Source organism: Paenibacillus xinjiangensis (assembly GCF_059686975.1).
Genome location: NZ_JCAALS010000018.1, coordinates 92,377 through 112,871 on the forward strand (window position 1 = coordinate 92,377; position 20,495 = coordinate 112,871).

Here is a 20,495-nt window from a genome sequence, read left to right on the forward strand (position 1 = left end):
TGTCTTTTTGTGTGGAGCAGATAGGGGGCTTCACTCAACTCCTCCAGCCCGCATACAATGAGTCAGCAGGCAATAGGAGACGAACAAGCATGGAGGCGATTGACGATGCCGTTTATCCCGAATTTCCCATCAGCGCTGTTAGAGGAGCATAGTAATTGGCATCATCAGCATCATGTAGTGCCGGGGACGATACCTCCTCTGGGCTTTGGTGAACAGTTCATGAGATTTCATCGCAGCTACATCAATCGGGTGTATAACTGGTACGTTCGTCAAGGCTATGATACCCGTCTCATTGCACCTTGGAATGACGTACCGGATGGGATCAAATACGCACCCTGCTACAATCAGGCTGCGGCAGATCGTATTCGCTATAATCCGCGCTCATTCGCTACGTTGGATGAGTTAGGTCGATTTCTGGAATCAAGCGGTCTGCATGGCTGTATGCACGCGACAGCTGCACGGATCTATAATCAACCGGAGATTGATGACTTCGATCTGACTACGCGGCATACTGAATTTTATAATATCCATGGCATGATCGATGGGTGGTATCGGAACTGGGAGTCCGCTTGGGGATTGCGAGGAAGCAGTCATACAAGAGGCGGTACGCGTACGCCCACCGTTAAGTACAGTTCCGCAGGGCGCGCATCACGCCTGCGTAATAGCCGGGCTCGCGCGGGACGAATTGCTCCGCTCGGACGATTCGCGTCCCTGGCTGCTGGCCGCCCTGTGGCGAAGAGACCTCTACGCCTTCGGCGGATAGTGAAGCCAGCTCACCCTCGAACAGCCGGATCAGCTCATCCAGCTCCGCTTCATACACGCCGGTCACTTCTTCCGCTTGCAGCACGAGTGAAGAGAGCGGCAAGGAACAGACACAGGCGAATACATCACTCACCTCGCGGTCGATGAACGGCATGCCGCGTACTTCACCAATGGATTCCTCTCGTACTTGACCGAGAGGAATCAATTCCTCGAAGGGGACGGACAAGCCAATCTCCTCTTCCAGCTCACGAGCCGCATCACGGACGGTTTCACCAGCAGACAGATGGCCGGCAACAGTTATATCGTAGTGATCGGGATGCGTATCCTTGCTGGACTGGCGAAGCTGGAATCTCACGAAGCGGCGTTCACCTTCTCTTCTGGTCAGCCAGCAGTGAAAGCTCCGATGCCAGTAGCCTGCAGCATGGGTCTGTGAGCGAGTCGCTGTACCGATCGGGTTCAGCTGTTCATCGAAGATATCGAACAATTCCTCTGCCAATATATAGCCCCCTAGATGCGAATTGCTGACTTGACCTGACCTGATCTAACCACTGACCGTCTCTGTTGTCTCTAGCTGCGAAGTGCAATGCTTGCAGCGCGTCGCTTTGATAGGAACCTGGGACAAGCAGTATGGACATTCCTTATCCGTGGGCTCAGATGGAGCAGCAACTTCTTCCGGCTTCATACGACGTAAAATATTAATGCCTTTAATCATGAAGAAAATACACGCAGCTACTATGAGAAAGTCTAGCAGCACATTAATGAACTGTCCGTATGCAATAACAGGCACAGGAGGATCGGTAGCTTCTGCGGCTTGCTGCAGAGTCTTGATTGCAGGATCAGGCGGATATTGAAGCTGAATGAATAAATTTTTGAAATCGGCCCCACCTAGTACTTTGCCGACGGGCGGCATAATAATGTCATTAACGAGCGAGGTGACGATTTTGCCGAACGCACCGCCGATAATAACGCCGACAGCGAGGTCGATGACGTTGCCTTTGACGGCAAACTCTTTGAATTCTTGTACAATTTTCATAGAAAAGCCCTCTCCTTTATAGTCTATACTCTCCATAATATTCGGAATCTACTCCTACATTTTAGTCTATTTTCGTTTAGTAGAATAGTTTAATTATAAAACCTATGTAATATTGTTAAAATGAAGCGATGCTAGAGAGGATTTTATAGCCAATTGTCGAATCTCACATTAAGTGAGTAAATTAATGGATATTCGAGGAGTTTTATGAGCCAGCACACTATTTATGGAAATGTCTATTATGGGCTGTTAGCACTATTAATCATTTGTTTTGCATCATATACGATGCTTAATATGGTAGGTCAGCTGCGCTCCAAGGAGTGGACCACCCCCTTCAATTGGATGGCCGGCGGCTCATTAGTATATGGTCTTGGATTGTGGGCGATGCATATCGTGTCGCTGCTCGGCTCCGATTATTTGGTTATGCTAGATTGGTCTATCCTATATGCCTTCTTAGGCTGCTCTGCTTTTACTTATTTGGGTATCATTCAGCTCTCCGGCAGAAGATCATTGTTCGTCAATCTGGCTGTAAGCAGCATGTTCTTCACAATCGGGTTCGCGCTGCTGCACTACTTAATCCTATTATCAGGATCTATTGTTGGCAAACAATTCAATATATGGATGCTATGCTTTACGATACTGGTCGGCTATGTAGGTGTATATGCTTCGCTATATTGGTTTGTCACCAAGCAGCCTATGCATAAGCTTTTGTCCAGCCTGACACTCGGCATGTCCAGCATGACGATGCATCTGATGGGGATGAAATCCATTGTTGTGGAATATAACGTAGTTATGACGACAGACCGTCTTAATCATTATTTATTGCTGCTTGCTTTCCTGCTGGGCATTGCAACTCTGCTTATATTCAGCTTCACGTTCACAACGTGGCTTGTGGCTCGCAAGTACAGTATGATCGATGCCCGCTATAAGCTGCTCGTCGAGAACTCATTGGACACGATTGCACTTATTCGGGATGATAAATGGGATTATGTGAATCATTCGGGCCTCCGTATGTTCGAAGCGAAGGATAGGAATGAGCTGCTCCATAAGTCGATCTATCATGTCTTGCATGAGAAGCATCATGAACAAGTGAGGACTTGGCTCAGCGAAGAGACCGAATACAATCAGCCGAATCAGCAGCCGATAGAGCTCGAATGGATCACGCTGTCAGGGGCTTCACTGTATACGGAGATCGTCAGGACGACTACAAGGTTCTCAGGCCAGCTGATTGATCAGGTCATTATCCGTGATATCACCGAGCGCAAGAAGAACGAAGAGCTGTTCATCCATTCTGAAAAGCTATACGTGGCAGGCCAGCTAGCGGCTGGCATTGCTCATGAAATCCGCAATCCGCTCACCTCACTCAAAGGGTTTCTGCAGCTCATCTCTTCTGGACGTGCAACGAATGCAAACTACTATGACATTATGAAATCAGAGCTTGTTCGAATAGAAGCCATCGTCAGCGAGCTGCTGATGCTGTCTAAGCCTCAGATGTATGAGCTGTCTCATGAGGATTGCCGCGTCATCATGTCCGAGACGATAACCCTGCTGGAGCCGCAGGCGATTATGAACAACATACAGATCGATCTGCAAATGGGCTCTCAGCCTCTATGGATTTATGGGGTAGAGGATCAAGTGAAGCAGGTGTTCATTAATATTATTAATAATGCGATTGAAGTCATGCCCTTCGGCGGCATGATCCGAGTATCCATGTCTTTGGATAATGACAAGCTGGTGGATATCCGTATTAGGGATGAAGGACCAGGCATTACGAATGAACAGCTCGCTAAGATCGGACAGCCCTTCTACACCACGAAGGACAATGGGACCGGTATTGGACTAATGGTTACTTATAAAATCGTCGATAATCATCATGGGAGCATTAATGCCTGCAGCGAGATCGGCAAGGGAACGACTTTTATTATTCAATTTCCTTATAAAAAAGGGGATACCGGAATCGCGGTACAGCAGCATAGCTCATAGGATTGAAACCTCTTCTATTAAGTATCCGTAATATGCAATAGATTTATGAGCTCTTTATCATTTAATTGGGGGTTGTTAGGATGTTCAATCGCATACTCGCCAGTATTGGAATCGGATCTGCGAAGCTTGACACTATTCTGGAGAAAGACCGTTATGAGCCTGGAGAGGAAATCCGTGGTACAATCAATATCCAAGGCGGCAGTACGGAGCAGCGTATCGAAGCGATTAAGCTGTCTGTCATGACTGAATATATTCGCGAGAGCAATGACCAGAAGCATAAGCAGCAGGCCGAAATCAGCAGATTCCATGTTAGTGATCCTTTCACTCTGGAAGCTGGTGAGAAGCGGGCTGTACCGTTCGCCTTCCAGCTCCCGTATCGAACACCGCTTACGATTGGATACACGCCAGTATGGGTGAAGACAGAGCTTGATATACGAAGTGCCATCGATCCGAATGACAAGGATAGAATTGACGTTGTCCCAACGCAAGAGATACACACCATTCTGGAAGCGTTGAAGCTATTAGGCTTCTCGTTCCGCAAGGCAGAATGTGAATATGCCTCTAAGCTTGGAGGCGGAATGCCGTTCGTTCAGGAATTCGAGTTCGTGCCAACAAGCCAGTTCCGGGGGCAGCTCGACGAGCTTGAGGTGATGTTCTATCCATCAGCCAATGGGCTGGAAATCATTCTCCAGGTCGACCGCAAAGCGCGGGGGCTTGCAAGCCTGTTCGCTGAAGCACTTGATATGGATGAGACCTTTGTTCGCTGCACATTCACGCGAGAGCAATTAAGCGCAGAGCCGAATGTGATTGCACAGCAGCTTGTAAATATCATTAGCCGGTATGTATAACGGTTAATCGACAGCCCGTGATTGTCCTTGTAGAGGAGCAATCATGGGCTGTTGTATGCATAGGGGCCATGTTCCGTAGTGATTTATGGCATAATAGGATGACAGCAATTAGGGGAGGTCATGTGATTGGCAGAGCCGTTAAAGGCCATATATGATGGCGATTTTATAGAGCAATTCGGGCAATTGGTGAAGTCGGTGTGGGCACCGTTCGATGCAGCCTCCTTCGCATCTCGAGTTCGCGGAGAGGATTGGGAGGAGCTTGCGCTGAAGGCGCGCTCAAGGCGTATTACAGAAGCATTAGGTGCGGAGCTGCCTGAAGCCTACGAGGATGCATTAGCTATTCTTCATCCCATAGCTGATCGCTGCACAGGACTAGCTTATATTATATTTCCGGATTTCGTCGAACGCTATGGCATGAATGAACAGCACTGGGAGCTGTCTATGAAGGCGCTAGCGGCATTCACGGCTTATTCGTCCTCGGAGTTCGCAGTCAGGCCGTTCCTGCTTGCAAGTCCAGAGCGTATGACAGAGCAAATGCTAAGATGGGCTGATGATCCGAGCGAGCATGTACGCCGTCTCGCAAGCGAAGGGACAAGGCCGAGGCTGCCGTGGGCGCAGGCACTGCCGATGTTCATACAAGATCCTAGCCCTGTTATTCCGTTATTGGAGAAGCTGAAGAGGGACCCTTCGCTGTACGTGCGGAAGAGTGTCGCCAATCACTTGAATGACATTGCCAAGGATCACCCTGATATCGTGATCCGGCTTGCACAGAAGTGGTATGGCGAGCATCCGCTGACGGATTGGATTGTGAGAAGAGGCTGCCGGACGCTAGTGAAGCGGGCAGTACCTGAGCTAATGTCATTATTCGGCTATGCGAGTCATTCATCTGATGAAGTGCAGGCAGAGGCTATTGTACAGCAGGCGCAGTTGCAGGTTCGCCCAGACACCGTTATGATGGGGCAATCAACCGATTTGCATTATCGGATAGAGCTTCGTAATGGCCCCGCGATGAAGCTGCGGATTGAATATGTGATTGATTTCATTAAATCATCGGGGAAAGCCTCGCCGAAGCGGTTCCTGCTGTCGGATAAGGAGTATGCAGGCGGTACGCTGATCGACGGGGTACGTACGCATCGCTTCGCGGATCTAACGACGCGTAAGCACTATGCCGGCGTTCACCGGATATCGCTGTCCGTCAATGGACTGGAATGTGCAGCAACAGAGTTAACCCTAACGCTATAGGCAATTACGCTAACAGAGGAGAATTAAGAATGACGATTGGAGCGCGCGTGCTCAAGACTGGAATGGCTGTCGCGCTAGCCATTTATTTAAGTGATTTATTCGGTTTCCCATCGCCGCTGCTTACTGCAGTTGCCGCTATTCTAACGATACAGCCTTCTATTTATCGCTCCTGGCAGCAGGTGCTGGATCAGCTGCAGACGAATCTGCTGGGGGCTGTTATGGCTCTGGTAGCGATGAAGCTGTTCGGGCAGACGCCGATTGCTGTTGGACTTGTATGTATTCTGGTTATTATGGTTAGTATTCGGCTCAAGATGGAGACGACGATTGGCGTTACTCTCGTAACGGTTGTTGCTATTATGGAAGCGCATGGGCAAGGATATACGCTCGCTTTGGAGCGTTTCCTCATGGTGCTCAGCGGGATGGGGGCTGCCTTCGTTGTCAATGTGCTCGTATTCCCACCGCGTCCGAGAAAACAGTTCACCGAGCAAGTGCATCAAGCGTTCAGCCAGATGTCTCTCCTTCTCAGAACCGCTATCTCTAATGAGATGAAGGAGCAGGTCTATCGGGAGGAAAAAGAGAGGCTGCACACGACCCTGCGGAAGCTCGAGGACCGCTACAAGCTGTTCGAGGAGGAGCGTAAGGTGCTCGCTCGTACCAAAACCAAGCATGCCCGCCAGCTGCTCATATCCAAGCAGATGATCAAGACCCTTCAGAAAGGGGCAGATCTGCTCGAGGTAGTGGAGGATCATTATTTCTCTTCCCCTCGTGCTGGGGAATGGGCTCATCGCTTCGATACACAGATTGAGAATTTAACGAAGTACCATGAATCGATTCTGCTCAAGATTGAGAACAAGATGAAGCCGAACATGTCCTTAGAGCCAGCGGATGATCTGGAGTCTCGGCTTGTCCATGATCTAACGGATTATGTGAAGGAAGATCCCGATGAGCATAAACGACTTATTTTCGTCGCGTCGGCCTTGTTCGAATATGCGTACCTATTACGGAGGCTGGAGAAGGTGGTCGATCATGTTCAGCAGCGTGATGGAGCAGAGGCAGACAAATCCGAGGACTAGTTAACAAAAACGGTTGTGCATCGCTGCACAACCGTTTTTCTATATTATTCAGTCTTATTGCTGCCCTCGTGACGTCTTGGATGCTGCATATGCGCTTCGGGATCGTTATCATCGTCCTTGGGAATCAGACGCGGATCCGTGCGGCCCTCATGGTGATTATCGAAGTCCAGCTCTATAAGCTCCCATTCGGATGTACCAAGCTGTATGTCAGCAGGGAATAACTCACCACGCTCCAGCTTCACTTCTCTGCCCCATTCGTTCTTGTATACGCCAGCAACTTCTACATGCTCTCCTGAGACAGGCTGCATTTCATTATGCTGATGCTCTTGCTCTTGCTTGATTTCGCTCATGCTGCTCGTCCTTCCCTTAACTTATAATCCGTGCTTAGGTACTGCTGCACGATCGGCTTCGGATTGCAGCTCGCTAGCCCTCTGCTTGCCTGTTCCGGAACGATCCGCCTTGGATTGCGCTTTGCTTGCGGCGGTTTGCTTGTGGGATGGCTGTTCGCCTGACATACCGTCATCCTCCTTGTGATTGATGCTTCTCCAACAGTTTGCCACAAAAGGAAGTATTGTATGAGGTGAGCAAATAGGTAAAGCGTGGAGAGCTTAGAGCAAGCGCAGACCACAAGAAGGACATTCTGAATCCCGCTCGGTTACCGTCTGGTCACAAGCGGGACAAGGCTCCTTGAAGGCTGATGCAGGCTTGCTGAGCACCGAGCCTGAGGCCGCTGCCTGCTCGACCTGTCCAGCATCCGCTTCTCTCATAAGATGGGCAGGGGTGCCGAACAAAGCTTCAACCATTTCCTTCAACTGACTGTACTTGTCCGATTCATCCGCTGTGATGTGGATGAACAGGAACATAGCTCCAAGCAGCAAGCCCGCGAGCATGAGCGTAATTATCATCGCAATAATAGGTAACAAGCGGCACCATCCATCCCCTGATACTAGCTAACGTGGTAACGGGCTTCCAGCCTCTTACCCCCGAACCACATAATAATAATGACCGCGATGGTCAGGAAGATCCGCCATGGCTCCTCTCTGAAGCTGCCAATATCGAAGCTAAGCAGCGAGATGCTCAGAATCATGACAGCTTTGCCAAGCAGCGTAGCGATAAAGAAGGTACGGAAGGGAACATTACTAATTCCGGACACAATGTTAATGATGGATGACGGGGAGAAAGGAAAGCATGCGAGCAGGAACAGCGGCGTGAATCCTTTCTGATCAACCCAGTGAAAGAACCGCTCAGAGCGGGGGAACCTCCGTTCAATGCGAGATTTCACATTCCGGCCCAGCTTCCGGCTTACCCAGAAGACGCATGCGGCGCCAATGGATACGCCAATCCAGGAGAACAGGAAGCCAAGCCACAAGCCGAATATATTCGCATTGGCCGCTACAATAACGAGCAGCGGAAGAAAGGGCAGGAACGCCTCGAGGAGAGGCAGTACGATGCCAAGCAAGGGGCCGAACTCTGCATAGCTCTCTAATGTTCGCTGCAGTTGCTCCAGGTCTATATTTTTCAATTGTAACAACCAACTTTGCATTCCCTCGAACCTCTCCATCATAGGAAATTAATATAGCTAAGGTGTCATCTACATAGAGCAAGTCTTGTCCACTGTGACGACAGCCATGATGTATCGTCTATATAAGTAAACAATACCAGAACGAGAGCCCGCATGCCAATTCGTGCCAGAGTAGCTAGTGAGCCGAGGCTTAGCATAAGAACGCTCGTGCTTCAGATGCTAAGCCTGTCGGCGGATAATAAGGCTGCTCAGGCCATCTATAAGGTGGACCATAGAGCCACTTGCATATTCGATAAAATGTCCAAGGCAATCGTGTCCGCAGCTGAGCCTTCCTGCTGGAGCCTGGAGATCGAGGCTCTGCTGCTGCTTAAGCGTTCTGGGCTAGCAAGGAACTCGGTAATGCGGGCAGTAAGATCCTCCGAATCATAGCTGATAACAGCTGCGCCTTTGGATTCCAAATAGTGAGCATTCTGCTTCTCCTGACCGGGAACAGGGCGATAGATGAAGATGGGCAGACCTGCGGCTATCGCTTCAGCTAACGTAATGCCTCCAGGCTTCGTAACGAGGCAGGTGGCGATGGCCATTAGCTCGTGCATCTGCTCCACATAGCCGAATAACCGCAATCGAGCGCGTGAGGTATGACCGGCGAAATATTGCTCCAACGAATCGTACAGCAGTCTGTTATATCCACAGACTACGGCAATCTGAATGTCGGCATTCTGTTCCAGCAAGGAGCTGCACAGCTTCGCCGTATCCGGCATGACGCCCTGTGCTCCCGCCATAATGAGAACGGTCTGTTTATCCCCAGCGAGCCCATACTGTGTATGCAGATGACAGGTTTCCTTGGATAGCTCTAGCTCTATCTGTGAGAAGCCTCGCTTAAGCGGGATTCCGCTCACGTGAACCTTTCCAAGTCGTATGCCAAGTCTGCCAAGCTCATGCTTCAGATCATCTGTAGCAACGTAATAACGGTCGATACTCGGATGTACCCATCGCTGATGCAGGTCGAAATCGGTAATGACAGCATAGGAAGGAGGGATATGCCGAGCATTGTTCACTATACGAGTTGTTCGCGTACGAGCTGTTCGATTCAGCGCAGGCAGCGCGAAGGCGGGGAAGGTATGTACGACCGCATCTGGCTTCTCCTCTGCAAGGATACGACGAATCTTCTCGCGGCCGAAGGAATGTAGTATCCCCCCGAAGAGGGAATTATGCTTCATAGGACGCGTTAATTCATACACCCACCCATATAGAGAAGGGATATGTGTATAGCTCTTCAAATAGACCCTGCGAGTCATCTCGTTCAGCCAAGGATGCGATTCCGCCATCAGATCAACCATAACCGTACGATAATTGCCGCGTGCCTCCAGTGCATCCCGAATAGCACGGGCAGCCTGCAAATGGCCTTCACCATAGGATGCGTACAGAATGAGTACCTTGGGATCTCTGCTAATAGTAGGAAGAAGCATGCAAGATCACCTCCTGCCGCAAGTATAGCGGCGAATTGTTAAGCCTCAATGATCGCAAGTTGGTTCGTATGTATTATTTTTGTATAATGGGAGTTGTATCCATCATAAACAATGGGAGTGTGATTGTATTCATGAAGTATACCTACATGGGCCAGTCAGGATTACGCGTTAGCCGACTTTGTTTGGGAACAATGAATTTCGGTGTGGATACAGATGAGAAGGAATCATTCCGCATTATGGATGCTGCACGTGATGCAGGCATCAATTTTTTTGATACGGCTAACATATACGGCTGGGGCGAGAACTCTGGCCGCACAGAAGAAATAATCGGCAAGTGGTTCAAGCAGGGCGACGGCAGACGAGAGCAAACGGTGCTCGCTACCAAAGTATACGGCGACATGCATGATACTTATGACGGTCCTAACAAAGAACCTGGCTTATCCGCATACAAAATCCGCCGTCACTTAGAGGGATCTCTACGCAGATTGCAGACGGATCACATTGAGCTGTACCAGATGCATCATGTGGACCGCAATGTGAACTGGAATGAGCTATGGGGAGCATTCGAGACAGCTGCTGCTCAAGGTAAAATTGGTTATGTGGGCTCCAGTAATTTCGCAGGCTGGGACATCGCGGTTGCACAAGGGGAAGCAAAGGCTAGAGGACATCTTGGACTCGTCTCTGAGCAGCACAAATATAACCTGCTCTGCCGCCTGCCTGAGCTGGAGGTGCTTCCTGCGGCTAAGGCGCTGGGACTTGGCATTATTCCTTGGAGTCCGCTTGATGGCGGTCTGCTTGCGGGTAATCATCGCCGGGGTGGTTCAGGTCGTCGAAGCGGGGATAACAAAAGGCTGGAGAAGCATAGCGAGCAATTAGAGGCTTATGCGGCTCTATGTGATGAGCTTGGCGAGCCGGAGGATCTTGTATCACTAGCATGGCTGCTTGCGAACCCTGCGGTAACAGCGCCGATTATTGGGGTGCGAACCTTGGACCAGTTCGAAAGGTCACTGCGCGCGGTAGAGCTGGAGCTGGATGAAGCAGCGCTCGCCCGAATCGATGAGATATTCCCAGGACCGGGCGGAGATGCTCCGAAGGCTTACGCTTGGTAAGCAGGTTCGTTAAAGAAATGAATAATTATCCTTATTAATCAAATCAGCAGGTTGAACAGGACGGGGTCTTTATTCAGCTCAACGAAGTGAATGCCTTTCTTGTGCATACGGTTGATAAGCGGCTCATAATCATCGCGATGCTTCAGCTCGATGCCAACCAAGGATGGGCCATTCTCTTTGTTATGCTTCTTCGTGTACTCGAAGCGGGTAATGTCGTCGGTAGGACCTAGAACATCATCTAGAAATTCTCTTAATGCTCCTGCACGCTGCGGGAAGCTGAGCATGAAATAATGCATAAGGCCTTCATAGATTAAGGAACGTTCCTTCATTTCCTGCATACGGTCAATATCATTATTGCCGCCGCTGATTACGCAGACGACCGTCTTGCCGGCGATTTGATCACGAAGGGCATCAAGCGCAGCAATGGGCAGCGCGCCTGCTGGTTCAGCTACGATGGCGTTCTCGTTGTACAGGTCAAGCAGCGTCGTACATACTTTGCCCTCTGGCACGGTTAGAACATCGTCGAGCAGCTCGCGGCATATCGCGAAGGTCATGTCGCCGACCCGCTTCACAGCTGCGCCGTCAACGAACTTATCGATATGCTCCAGAGGAATGACCTCTCCAGCATCGAGGGAGGTGCGAAGTGAAGGTGCGCCCTCCGGCTCGATTCCGATAACCTTCGTCGCAGGAGATACGGCTTTGACATAGGAGGCAACACCTGCGGCTAGTCCGCCGCCCCCGACTGTCACTAGGACGAAGTCTGGCACCGTATCAGCAGCCTCCATCAGCTCCTGGCCGACAGTGCCATTGCCTGCAATGATCTTGGCATCATCGAACGGATGGATAAAGGCCATGCCGCTGCGGCTGCTCTCAGCAATGGCTTCCGCATACGCATCATCGAATGTATCGCCAGTTAATACGACCTCGACATAATTGCCGCCGAAGAAGGACACCTGTGTAACCTTCTGACGCGGCGTTGTGCTTGGCATATAGATTTTGCCCATAATGCCGAGGGCTTGGCAGGAGTAAGCCACGCCTTGTGCGTGATTGCCTGCGCTCGCGCATACGACGCCTGCAGCTAATCGTTCTGGCGGAAGAGAGCGGAGCGAATGATAAGCACCGCGTATTTTGAATGAACGGACAATCTGTAGATCCTCGCGCTTGAGGAGCACGTTGCAGCCATAACGCTCCGACAGCACTCGGTTATATTGCAGCGGTGTTCGTGTAATAACATCCTTCAAATGCATTTGGGCATGAACAATGTCTTCAAGCCCGATTTTGGGCATGTGCAGCGAGTGGTACTCCATAAGCAATCACCTCTTTTTATATGGTTTCAATTAAGAATCAACCCACAACATCAATGTCCTATTATAGCATTATAAGAGTGAATTGGTAGATGATAAAGCTGGTATGGTCGATGCCCTTAAGCGAACAGGGTAGGCTTCTCGCAATTCAGTAACAAGTTGGAGCAAGATGATGTCAATTCATTTAGGATGATTATTAATGAGAATTCTGCTAGTAGAAGACGATAAGACGATTGCCTCTGGACTTGAATATTCGCTGCAGCAGGAGCAGTATGACACCATACTGTGCCATGATGTGGAGTCTGCGAAGAAGGTGCTTGAGAAGGAGTTGAATCAATTCGCTCTGTGCCTGTTTGATCTGAATCTTCCGGATGGCAGCGGCTATGAGCTATGCCGAATCGTGAAGGAGAACAGCGATATTCCTGTACTATTCCTAACCGCGATTGATGATGAGGTCAACGTCGTGATGGGACTGGATATGGGGGCTGATGATTATATAACGAAGCCTTTCCGCATACGTGAATTGCTCTCGCGGATCAAGTCTGTGCTGCGGAGATATTCGAAGCAGGTGCCTAACAAAGCGATGATTGAGCTGGATAATATTCGTATCCATACGCTTGAAGGCAAGGTCTATAAAGGGAATGAGGAGATTCCGGTTACGGCGCTGGAGTATCGCTTATTGCTTATTTTTGCGAGCCATATTGGTCAGATTCTATCCCGTAATCAGCTGCTTGAGCAAATATGGGATTTGGCAGGCGACTTTGTGAATGACAATACGCTAACCGTCTATATCAAGAGGCTGAGGGACAAGCTGGAGGACAACCCGCAGAACCCGACTCTTATTAGAACGGTGCGAGGCTTAGGCTACAAGGTGGGTGATTAGATGCTGCGCAATCGCGAGATCCGAATCATCCTCCTTATCATGTGCGCCATTAGTCTCGTGGCGATAGCTGCTGCCGCTCTCGTATCACCTGCCTCTGCTCTAATAGTAGGCATTGCCTCAGCACTGCTCATGGGATGCAGCCTCATATTCACAAGATGGCGCTATCAGGAATTAGAGAAGCTGTCTCGTTATTTGCGGCAGATTAGCAGCGGGGATTATTCGCTTGATGTGCGGGATAATGAAGAGGGCGAGCTTAGCATCCTCAAGAATGATATATATAAAATGACGCTGATGCTGTCCGAGAACAGCCTGATGCTGCAGCAGGATAAAATCCAGCTCACCGATGCGATCTCCGATATATCCCACCAGCTCAAAACCCCGCTAACCTCCATGATGATGATGGCAGATTTACTAAGCGATGCCGAGCTGCCTATCGTGAGGAGAATGGAATTCACCCGCAATATTCGAATCCAGCTGGAGAGAATCGAATGGCTGGTATCATCACTCTTAAAGCTGTCGAAGATTGACGCAGGCACGGTTGCCTTCCGGAAGGAGCTGATCGATGTGGACAAGCTGATCCGCAAAGCATTAGAGCCCGTTCTTATTCCGATCGATATCAAAGCGCAGACGGTCACAATCAATAAGGAAGGCAGTGTCTCCTTGGTTGGTGATCTGAATTGGACTGCCGAAGCGCTCATTAACATTCTGAAAAATAGCGTGGAGCACACGGAGGAAGGCGGGAGCATCGACATTACCGTCTCGGACAATCCGCTGTTTGCTGAAATAATCATTGCGGATAATGGGAAAGGGATTGCGAAGGAAGACCTTCCGTATATTTTCAACCGATTCTATAAAGGGAAGCAAGCGGGAGAGGGAAGCATCGGCATTGGACTTGCGATGGCTCATAGCATTATAACGAGCCAGAATGGCGATATTGTTGTGAATAGCAGGCAGGGCGAGGGAACCCAGTTCCGCATCAAGTTCTATAAGCAGATTATAGGAGACTTAAGTCTTCTTCCCAGCGCGAATAAACAATCGGCTGAGCAATAGAAACGTCAAGTAAAATGTACCCGCATTGATCCATACAGAATAGAGGACCAGCAGCTTCTCGTCATCCTCCATGATGTCAGAGAGGCTTACTCCTGTGAACCTCATATATACGATAACAAGCGCAGCCCCAGCGATCATGTGCAGCAGAAGCTTTATGACTATTGCGGCTCCGGTATTGTTGGTCATAAGCCTCTGAATGACGATGGAGACGGGGATGCCGACAACAGCAGTCCCGATAGAGCTGAATATGGCTGCATAGCAGAAGGCTAGTAGTGATCCTTCCAGAAAAATCGCGGTTATGAGGATTGAGCTAACGGATGAGGATACATAGATATTGATTACGAGCAGCCATATTGTCGTAAAAGTCAGCTTCATAAGCCCACCCTCTTCAAGTTATTGATAGCTTAACCCTACTGTACCTCATTCCCTTCAGGCGCCATAGTTCTAACTTTCATAGAACCCTCTCGGTAATCGCTTCGCAGTTATATGCTTAAGTGACTAAATTGTCATTCTAGAGTCACTTGAGAGTCACGTTGGACAGATATACTTGAAACCATCATCTTAATGGAGGTTTTTACTATGGATATTTTGACAATAGAACATCTGTCTAAAACGTATGGAAAAGGCGAGACGGCAGTAAAGGCGCTTGATGATGTTTCTTTTTCGGTGAAAAAAGGAGAATTCGTCGCGATTATCGGCCCATCCGGCTCTGGCAAATCTACACTCCTGCATATGCTTGGCGGCGTGGATCGGCCATCAGAGGGCAAGGTGCTGATCGATAACACGGACATTTATAAGCTGAATGAAACACAGCTCGCGATATTCCGGCGCAGACAAATCGGTCTTATCTATCAGTTCTATAACCTGATTCCGGTGCTGACGGTCGAGGAGAACATCACACTGCCGATGCTGCTGGACGAGCATAAGGTCGATAAGAAGCAGCTGGGTGATATCGTGCGCATCTTGAATCTGGAGAACCGACTGGGCCACCTGCCTAACCAGCTCTCGGGCGGACAGCAGCAGAGGGTGTCCATCGGCAGGGCGCTCATCAGCAATCCAGCTATTATGCTCGCGGATGAGCCGACCGGCAATCTGGACAGCAAGAACAGCAATGAAATCATCGGTCTGCTCAAAATGTTCAATCGCTCCTTCAATCAGACGCTGATCGTCATCACCCATGATGAACGAATTGCGCTGCAAGCGGATCGCGTCATTGCTATCGAAGATGGAAGAATAGCTCGAAACGAGGTCATTCGTCCATGAACATCGTCAATAAGCTCACCATCAGGCATCTGAAGCAAAATAAAAGAAGAACACTGGTCACGATTATTGGTGTTATTATCTCAGTCGCTATGATAACCGCGGTTGCAACTCTGGGCGTATCCTTCTTGAATTTGATGATTAAGCAGAGCATTGCAACGGAGGGGGAGTGGCATGTTCTCTACAAGGGTGTGGATAAGAAGCAGCTGGAAGCGATTCAGCGTGATGATGCCGCGAAGACAGTGGTCATCACCAAAGATGTCGGCTACGCCCCCTTGGCAGGTGGACAAAACGCAAGCAAGCCTTATTTATTTATTAAGGCCTACAATGCTCAGGGTCTTGAGCAATTCCCGATCACATTAAGTGAGGGCCGTCTCCCGCAATCCGCTCAGGAAGTCGTCATCTCGGAGGCCATTGCTGACAATGCGAAAGTAGCGTACAAGGTGGGAGAGGTCCTTTCCCTTGAAGTAGGCAAGCGGCTTGTGAGTTACGAAGATGGTCTAGTAGAGGAGCTGGACCAGACATCCAGCTTACGATGGGTGGATGATAAGGTTACTGAGTACCTCGAGGCTGCGACGAATGAACAGTATACGATTGTAGGTGTCATTAAACGCCCGAGCTGGGAGCCTGCATGGGCGCCAGGCTATACCATTCTCACGTATATCGATGAGTCGGGGCTTGCTGCCACTGATACCGTTGATGCTGCGGTTGTATTGAACCAAATTTCGAGATCTTTGTATGAGCATGCAGAGCAATTAGCCGAGACAAATCAAATACAGAGCTTCTATTTCAATAACGGGCTGCTGCGTTATTATGGCGTGACCAATGACGATGGACTGCAGAAACTATTGTACTCCATGTCGGCGATTGTCATGGGGGTCATTATCGTCGGCTCCGTTTCTCTAATCTATAATGCATTTGCAATTTCGGTCTCGGAGCGCTCCAGGCATCTGGGTATGCTCTCTAGTGTAGGGGCTACGAGAAGACAGAAGAGGAATTCCGTATTCTTCGAAGGCTTCCTCATCGGTTTGATTAGTATCCCAATCGGCATCCTATGCGGTCTTGCAGGTATTGGCATCACCTTCTGGAGCATTAATTCGATCCTGACGGGGGCGCTCGGAATTACGGAGAGGCTGACGTTAATCGTGACGCCATACTCGCTGTTGGTCGCCTGTGGGATATCCATCTTAACGATCTTTATCTCTACCTACATTCCTGCGAAGAGGGCATCCAAAGTCTCGGCTATTGATGCGATAAGGCAGACAACGGATGTGAAGCTTACAGGGAAATCAGTCCGAACATCGAAGCTCATTCGCCGAATATTCGGCATGGAAGCAGAGATTGGCTTGAAGAATTTGAAGCGGAACAAACGCAGATACCAAGCAACGGTATTCTCGCTCATCATTAGCATTATTCTGTTTCTAGCGGTGTCATCATTTACTTCGAATCTGACGCGTTCACTGAAGCTGTCGCAGGATGGCGTGAATTTTGATATTCAAATCTCAACGAGCAATGGAAAAGCAATGACGGAGAAGCAGGAAAGATTGATGCAGTCGGTTGCAGGCCTTAATGATGTCACGGAATCGGTTAGAGTTCATCAATTAAGTCTGAGTGCTTGGATTGAAGAAGCAGAGATTGCGGATGAATTGAAAGAGACCATGGACAGCAGCATCCTTAAGGATGGCAAATATCCTTATTATATTAATCTGATCGGACTAGAAGATGATTATCTGCGGGCATTTGCAGCGAAGGTCGGTGCGGATTACAATAAACTAATAGATGCAGACCACTTGTCGGCTATTGTGGTAGACACCATCTCTTATGAGAATATAGAGGCTAAGAAATATGTGGAGACGAAGTCGATTCACGCGAAGGTCGGTCAAAGCGTGGACTTAACCTATGTCGATCCGGATACTAACGCAGAACAGGCTGTCAACAAAGTGGAAATCGCGGCATTGACGGATCAAGTTCCGATGGGCATTCTAACAGCAGGGGTCGGGGGCCTTGATGTGATCGTCTCCGAGCAAATCATGACAGAGATCATCGGCGATACGAAGATTGATCCCTATTCGGAAAGGGATTTTCTCTATCTCAAAAGCGCTGATCCTATGGCCACGCAGCAGCAGATTGAGGAAATGAAAGAAAGCGGTCTGTATGTCTATAATGTGTACCTGGGCAGACAGCAGGAAGAACAAATGATATTGCTGATGTCGGTATTCACGTATGGCTTCATCGCTTTAATTACAGCGATCTCTATAGCGAATATTTTCAATACGATCTCTACCAGCATCATGCTTCGCAAGCGAGAATTCGCTATGCTAAGGTCCGTGGGAATGACGCCGAAGGGCTTTAATAAAATGATCAATTATGAGAGCATCTTCTATGGGGTCAAGTCCTTGCTCTACGGGCTTCCAATCAGCGTTGTGGTGATGTATTTGATCCACAGATCAGTGATGAACAGCTTCACCTATGGCTTCAGTCTGCCATGGACTAGCATCTTTTATGTGATTGTAGCCGTATTCCTAATTGTAGGCTCGGCCATGCTCTATTCGAGCTCGAAGGTGAAGAAAGAGAATATTATTGATGCCTTGAAGCAAGAGAGCATATAGGCGGCGGAGCTCTGTGTGATGGCCATGCCGGAGATGAAGCTGTGGATGATGATGTGAGGCATGCTGAAATAGCTATATGAAAGGGGAGATTGAATGCGCAGATGGATAAGAAGACTGAGTATAGCAGTCGCTTTGCTAATTGTGCTTCTCTTAGGGGGAGGCTGGTGGTTCCTATCGTATATTGCACCCCAGCAGACGCTCGATTTAACCTATGAGTCTATAGATATTCAAGCGAAAGCTCTCGACATGGTGAAGCGGCTGAAGCCAGAGCTGGTTATTACAGAGGAGGATGTCGATAATCTGGTTAAGATGCAGCTGCAAGAAGGAGCTGCCGATCCTGTTCTGCCTCCGAATGTGGAGCTGGACGGCGCGAGGATCGAGCTGAACGGCGATCAGCTGCTAGCATATTTGAACATCACTTACTATAACAGGATTCCGGCAGAGCTGCTGGTGACCTATCAGCTGTCCTGGCAGGCGCCCAATATAGCGGTGGAGCCGGTAGCTGTGGATCTGAGAGGCATTAACCTTCCTGTAGATAGTCTGGATCGAATCGTTATCCCGCTGGATGTAACCGTACAGAACCTTGTCTCGGTCGGTGATGTGCGGTTCGAGGAGGATCAGATTGTCGTGAAGCTGCAATTGCAATTGCAGCTGTAGCACGAAGATAGCATGCCTGCCAGTTAGGGCAGGTGTGTGAATCAAGCTGTCCCTGAAGTCATCGTTGATGACGGGGGACAGCTTTTTCATGTTCAGCGTCAACTGAGGGGTAGAGGTCATCGTACTGGTAAGCTGGTAAGGGCAATAGAACCATTGACATTCGTGTTGAGAATGTTTATCATAATTACGAAAGTGATAATCATTATCAAATTGTACAGATCAAATAGGAACTACGCTATAGATGATAACAACTAGATAGGCCAAGTACATGTGATGGAGCTGGTTCAAACGATGAAAGAGAGTTCATTTAACAAAAAAGAGAGCCAGCCGGAGCAAAGCGGAGCGGATGCTCAGGATTTGGGTCAGATGCCGTGGAACTGGATGCTGTTCCCGTTCTCCTCAGTGAAGGCAGGACCGGATTCCTTGTTCGCTGCATCAGTAGGCTACGGTGTATATGAGATTAGTCAGGATGGACAATGGGAGAAGCTCGCTGATGGGCTGCCCGATCATGTGAGCGTGAATCGTCTGCAGCTGCAAGAGGATATGCTGCTTGCTTGTACAAACGAAGGACTGTTCCAATTCGAAGGTGATGAGTGGAAGAATACAGGGCTGGCTTATCCCTGTTATCAGTACCGGATGTTAGGCGATGTCGGCTATGCAGCTACAGATTATGGCTTGTGGTCGCAGACCGGGGGCAGATGGGAGAAATCTGCATGCTCGGATAAACGGGTATATGACTTCATGAACCTGCCGCAATACCTGATTGTTGGGCATGAGAGCGGCATCTCCATGTATGACCGGTTTACGGATGATTGGGCTGAATTCGAGTTGAATCGTGCTGTAACCAGCCTCGCGATATACAAAGGCCATTTGCTCGGAGCCAGTGACAAAGGGGAGCTGATGGTTGGAGATAAGCAAGGGCGATTCGACCGCATTCGCTTCGGCAATCATTTTATTTTTTCCCTCGTGACGAAGGGCTCTTCTGTATTCGTCTGTACGGATCACGGTTTGTTCCGCATGACGTACATAAGGGAGCAGATCGTACTCCTATCGGTGAAGCCCGGCATTCCAGTAACCGATATGGATATGGATGTGGACGGCGGCAATCTGCATGTGGCAACGATATTCCAAGGCATTCAATCAATAGAAATTTAAATTAATAAATAGAGCTACAGGAGGAATCATGTTGACTAAAGTGATCGTGGTGTATGCAAGCATGACAGGGAATACGGAGGAAATGGCTGAAGCGATTGCGGACGGTGTGAAGCAAGCAGGCGTCGAGGTCGTCTATAAGGAGGCTTTTGATGCTAAGGCATCCGAGCTGCTGCTGTATGACGCGATTATCGTAGGTGCATACACCTGGGGTGACGGAGAGCTCCCAGATGAAATCCTTGATTTCTATGAAGAGTTAGATGAGATTGACTTGAGTGGCAAAAAAGCGGCTGTATTCGGTTCTGGAGACAGCTCGTATCCGATCTTCTGCGGGGCGGTCGATACAGTCGAAGCGAAGCTGAAGGAGCTTGGAGCTGAGCTTGTCGCTGAGAGCCTGAAGGTGGAATACAATCCGTCGGATGCGGAGAAAGAGCAGTGCAGAGAGCTGGGGCGGCAGGTAGCGGGTCTAGTAGCGGTCGCAGGCTAGACGTCGGATGCGAAGAAAGAGCAGTGTAGAGAGCTGGGACGGCAGGTAGTGGATT

The 20,495-nt window shown here is 49.3% G+C and carries 21 protein-coding genes; 12 read left to right on the forward strand and 9 right to left on the reverse strand.

All coding sequences use genetic code 11. The features are described from left to right. Nucleotides 1-622 precede the first annotated feature (622 nt). Nucleotides 623-1,258 carry an NUDIX hydrolase gene (locus tag AC6ESP_RS18345; RefSeq protein ID WP_497098181.1) on the reverse strand — a complete coding sequence of 212 codons (636 nt, stop codon included), beginning with the start codon at nucleotides 1,256-1,258 and terminating at the stop codon, nucleotides 623-625. Between the two features lie 45 nt (nucleotides 1,259-1,303). Then, a complete protein-coding gene (gene mscL, locus AC6ESP_RS18350; protein WP_497098182.1) occupies nucleotides 1,304-1,795 on the reverse strand; it encodes a large conductance mechanosensitive channel protein MscL in 492 nt (163 codons plus the stop codon). 204 nt (nucleotides 1,796-1,999) lie between these two features. Between mscL and AC6ESP_RS18355 the strand changes: the two genes are divergently transcribed. The 4 genes from AC6ESP_RS18355 to AC6ESP_RS18370 all read left to right on the forward strand — a co-directional run bounded on the left by AC6ESP_RS18355 (nucleotide 2,000) and on the right by AC6ESP_RS18370 (nucleotide 6,938). Beyond that, entirely contained in the window at nucleotides 2,000-3,775 is a 1,776-nt protein-coding gene (locus AC6ESP_RS18355) for an ATP-binding protein (RefSeq protein WP_497098183.1), read from the forward strand. An 80-nt stretch (nucleotides 3,776-3,855) separates the two neighbouring features. After that, nucleotides 3,856-4,623, forward strand: coding sequence for a sporulation protein (locus tag AC6ESP_RS18360; RefSeq protein WP_497098184.1), 768 nt, complete (start codon nucleotides 3,856-3,858; stop codon nucleotides 4,621-4,623). 126 nt (nucleotides 4,624-4,749) lie between these two features. Continuing rightward, nucleotides 4,750-5,865, forward strand: a complete 1,116-nt coding sequence (locus AC6ESP_RS18365) for a DNA alkylation repair protein (protein WP_497098185.1) — start codon at nucleotides 4,750-4,752, stop codon at nucleotides 5,863-5,865. A gap of 29 nt (nucleotides 5,866-5,894) precedes the next feature. Further along, complete coding sequence (locus AC6ESP_RS18370) at nucleotides 5,895-6,938, forward strand: FUSC family protein (RefSeq protein ID WP_497098186.1); 1,044 nt, start codon at nucleotides 5,895-5,897, stop codon at nucleotides 6,936-6,938. A gap of 44 nt (nucleotides 6,939-6,982) precedes the next feature. On the opposite strand, the gene AC6ESP_RS18375 is transcribed toward AC6ESP_RS18370, so the two are convergent. The 5 genes from AC6ESP_RS18375 to AC6ESP_RS18395 form a co-directional block, all read right to left on the reverse strand. Then, nucleotides 6,983-7,288 carry a transposase gene (locus tag AC6ESP_RS18375; protein ID WP_497098187.1) on the reverse strand — a complete coding sequence of 102 codons (306 nt, stop codon included), beginning with the start codon at nucleotides 7,286-7,288 and terminating at the stop codon, nucleotides 6,983-6,985. A gap of 21 nt (nucleotides 7,289-7,309) precedes the next feature. Further along, nucleotides 7,310-7,453 carry a hypothetical protein gene (locus AC6ESP_RS18380; protein ID WP_497098188.1) on the reverse strand — a complete coding sequence of 48 codons (144 nt, stop codon included), beginning with the start codon at nucleotides 7,451-7,453 and terminating at the stop codon, nucleotides 7,310-7,312. Between the two features lie 93 nt (nucleotides 7,454-7,546). Further along, on the reverse strand, nucleotides 7,547-7,843 hold the full coding sequence (locus AC6ESP_RS18385) for a zinc ribbon domain-containing protein (protein ID WP_497098189.1): 297 nt from the start codon (nucleotides 7,841-7,843) through the stop codon (nucleotides 7,547-7,549). A gap of 41 nt (nucleotides 7,844-7,884) precedes the next feature. Next, complete coding sequence (locus AC6ESP_RS18390) at nucleotides 7,885-8,460, reverse strand: TVP38/TMEM64 family protein (protein ID WP_497098190.1); 576 nt, start codon at nucleotides 8,458-8,460, stop codon at nucleotides 7,885-7,887. A 257-nt stretch (nucleotides 8,461-8,717) separates the two neighbouring features. Continuing rightward, a complete protein-coding gene (locus tag AC6ESP_RS18395) occupies nucleotides 8,718-9,929 on the reverse strand; it encodes an MGDG synthase family glycosyltransferase (protein WP_497098191.1) in 1,212 nt (403 codons plus the stop codon). 131 nt (nucleotides 9,930-10,060) lie between these two features. On the opposite strand from AC6ESP_RS18395, the gene AC6ESP_RS18400 reads away from it, so the two are divergent. Beyond that, the gene (locus AC6ESP_RS18400) at nucleotides 10,061-11,038 is read left to right on the forward strand and encodes an aldo/keto reductase (RefSeq protein ID WP_497098192.1); all 978 of its coding nucleotides are present in this window, start codon (nucleotides 10,061-10,063) and stop codon (nucleotides 11,036-11,038) included. Nucleotides 11,039-11,076: 38 nt separating this feature from the next. On the opposite strand, the gene ilvA is transcribed toward AC6ESP_RS18400, so the two are convergent. Continuing rightward, nucleotides 11,077-12,324 (reverse strand): threonine ammonia-lyase IlvA, encoded by a 1,248-nt coding sequence (ilvA, locus tag AC6ESP_RS18405; protein WP_497098193.1) that lies wholly within the window; start codon nucleotides 12,322-12,324, stop codon nucleotides 11,077-11,079. 217 nt (nucleotides 12,325-12,541) lie between these two features. Here ilvA and AC6ESP_RS18410 point away from each other — a divergent pair, with 217 nt between their 5' ends. Continuing rightward, nucleotides 12,542-13,225, forward strand: a complete 684-nt coding sequence (locus AC6ESP_RS18410) for a response regulator transcription factor (protein WP_497098194.1) — start codon at nucleotides 12,542-12,544, stop codon at nucleotides 13,223-13,225. Further along, entirely contained in the window at nucleotides 13,226-14,275 is a 1,050-nt protein-coding gene (locus AC6ESP_RS18415; RefSeq protein ID WP_497098195.1) for a sensor histidine kinase, read from the forward strand. It begins immediately after the preceding gene. Here the strand turns inward: AC6ESP_RS18415 and AC6ESP_RS18420 are convergent. Continuing rightward, nucleotides 14,231-14,650 (reverse strand): hypothetical protein, encoded by a 420-nt coding sequence (locus AC6ESP_RS18420; protein ID WP_497098196.1) that lies wholly within the window; start codon nucleotides 14,648-14,650, stop codon nucleotides 14,231-14,233. The two genes, AC6ESP_RS18415 and AC6ESP_RS18420, sit on opposite strands and share 45 nt — an antisense overlap. Nucleotides 14,651-14,854: 204 nt before the next feature. On the opposite strand from AC6ESP_RS18420, the gene AC6ESP_RS18425 reads away from it, so the two are divergent. From AC6ESP_RS18425 to AC6ESP_RS18445, 5 genes are all read left to right on the forward strand, one after another. Further along, nucleotides 14,855-15,538 (forward strand): ABC transporter ATP-binding protein, encoded by a 684-nt coding sequence (locus AC6ESP_RS18425; protein WP_497098197.1) that lies wholly within the window; start codon nucleotides 14,855-14,857, stop codon nucleotides 15,536-15,538. After that, complete coding sequence (locus tag AC6ESP_RS18430; RefSeq protein WP_497098198.1) at nucleotides 15,535-18,144, forward strand: ABC transporter permease; 2,610 nt, start codon at nucleotides 15,535-15,537, stop codon at nucleotides 18,142-18,144. The genes AC6ESP_RS18425 and AC6ESP_RS18430 overlap by 4 nt, the downstream gene beginning before the upstream one ends. A gap of 93 nt (nucleotides 18,145-18,237) precedes the next feature. Continuing rightward, on the forward strand, nucleotides 18,238-18,801 hold the full coding sequence (locus tag AC6ESP_RS18435; protein ID WP_497098199.1) for a hypothetical protein: 564 nt from the start codon (nucleotides 18,238-18,240) through the stop codon (nucleotides 18,799-18,801). Nucleotides 18,802-19,092: 291 nt separating this feature from the next. Then, nucleotides 19,093-19,956, forward strand: coding sequence for a hypothetical protein (locus tag AC6ESP_RS18440; protein ID WP_497098200.1), 864 nt, complete (start codon nucleotides 19,093-19,095; stop codon nucleotides 19,954-19,956). Between the two features lie 31 nt (nucleotides 19,957-19,987). Beyond that, complete coding sequence (locus AC6ESP_RS18445; RefSeq protein ID WP_497098201.1) at nucleotides 19,988-20,440, forward strand: flavodoxin; 453 nt, start codon at nucleotides 19,988-19,990, stop codon at nucleotides 20,438-20,440. Nucleotides 20,441-20,495 lie beyond the last annotated feature (55 nt).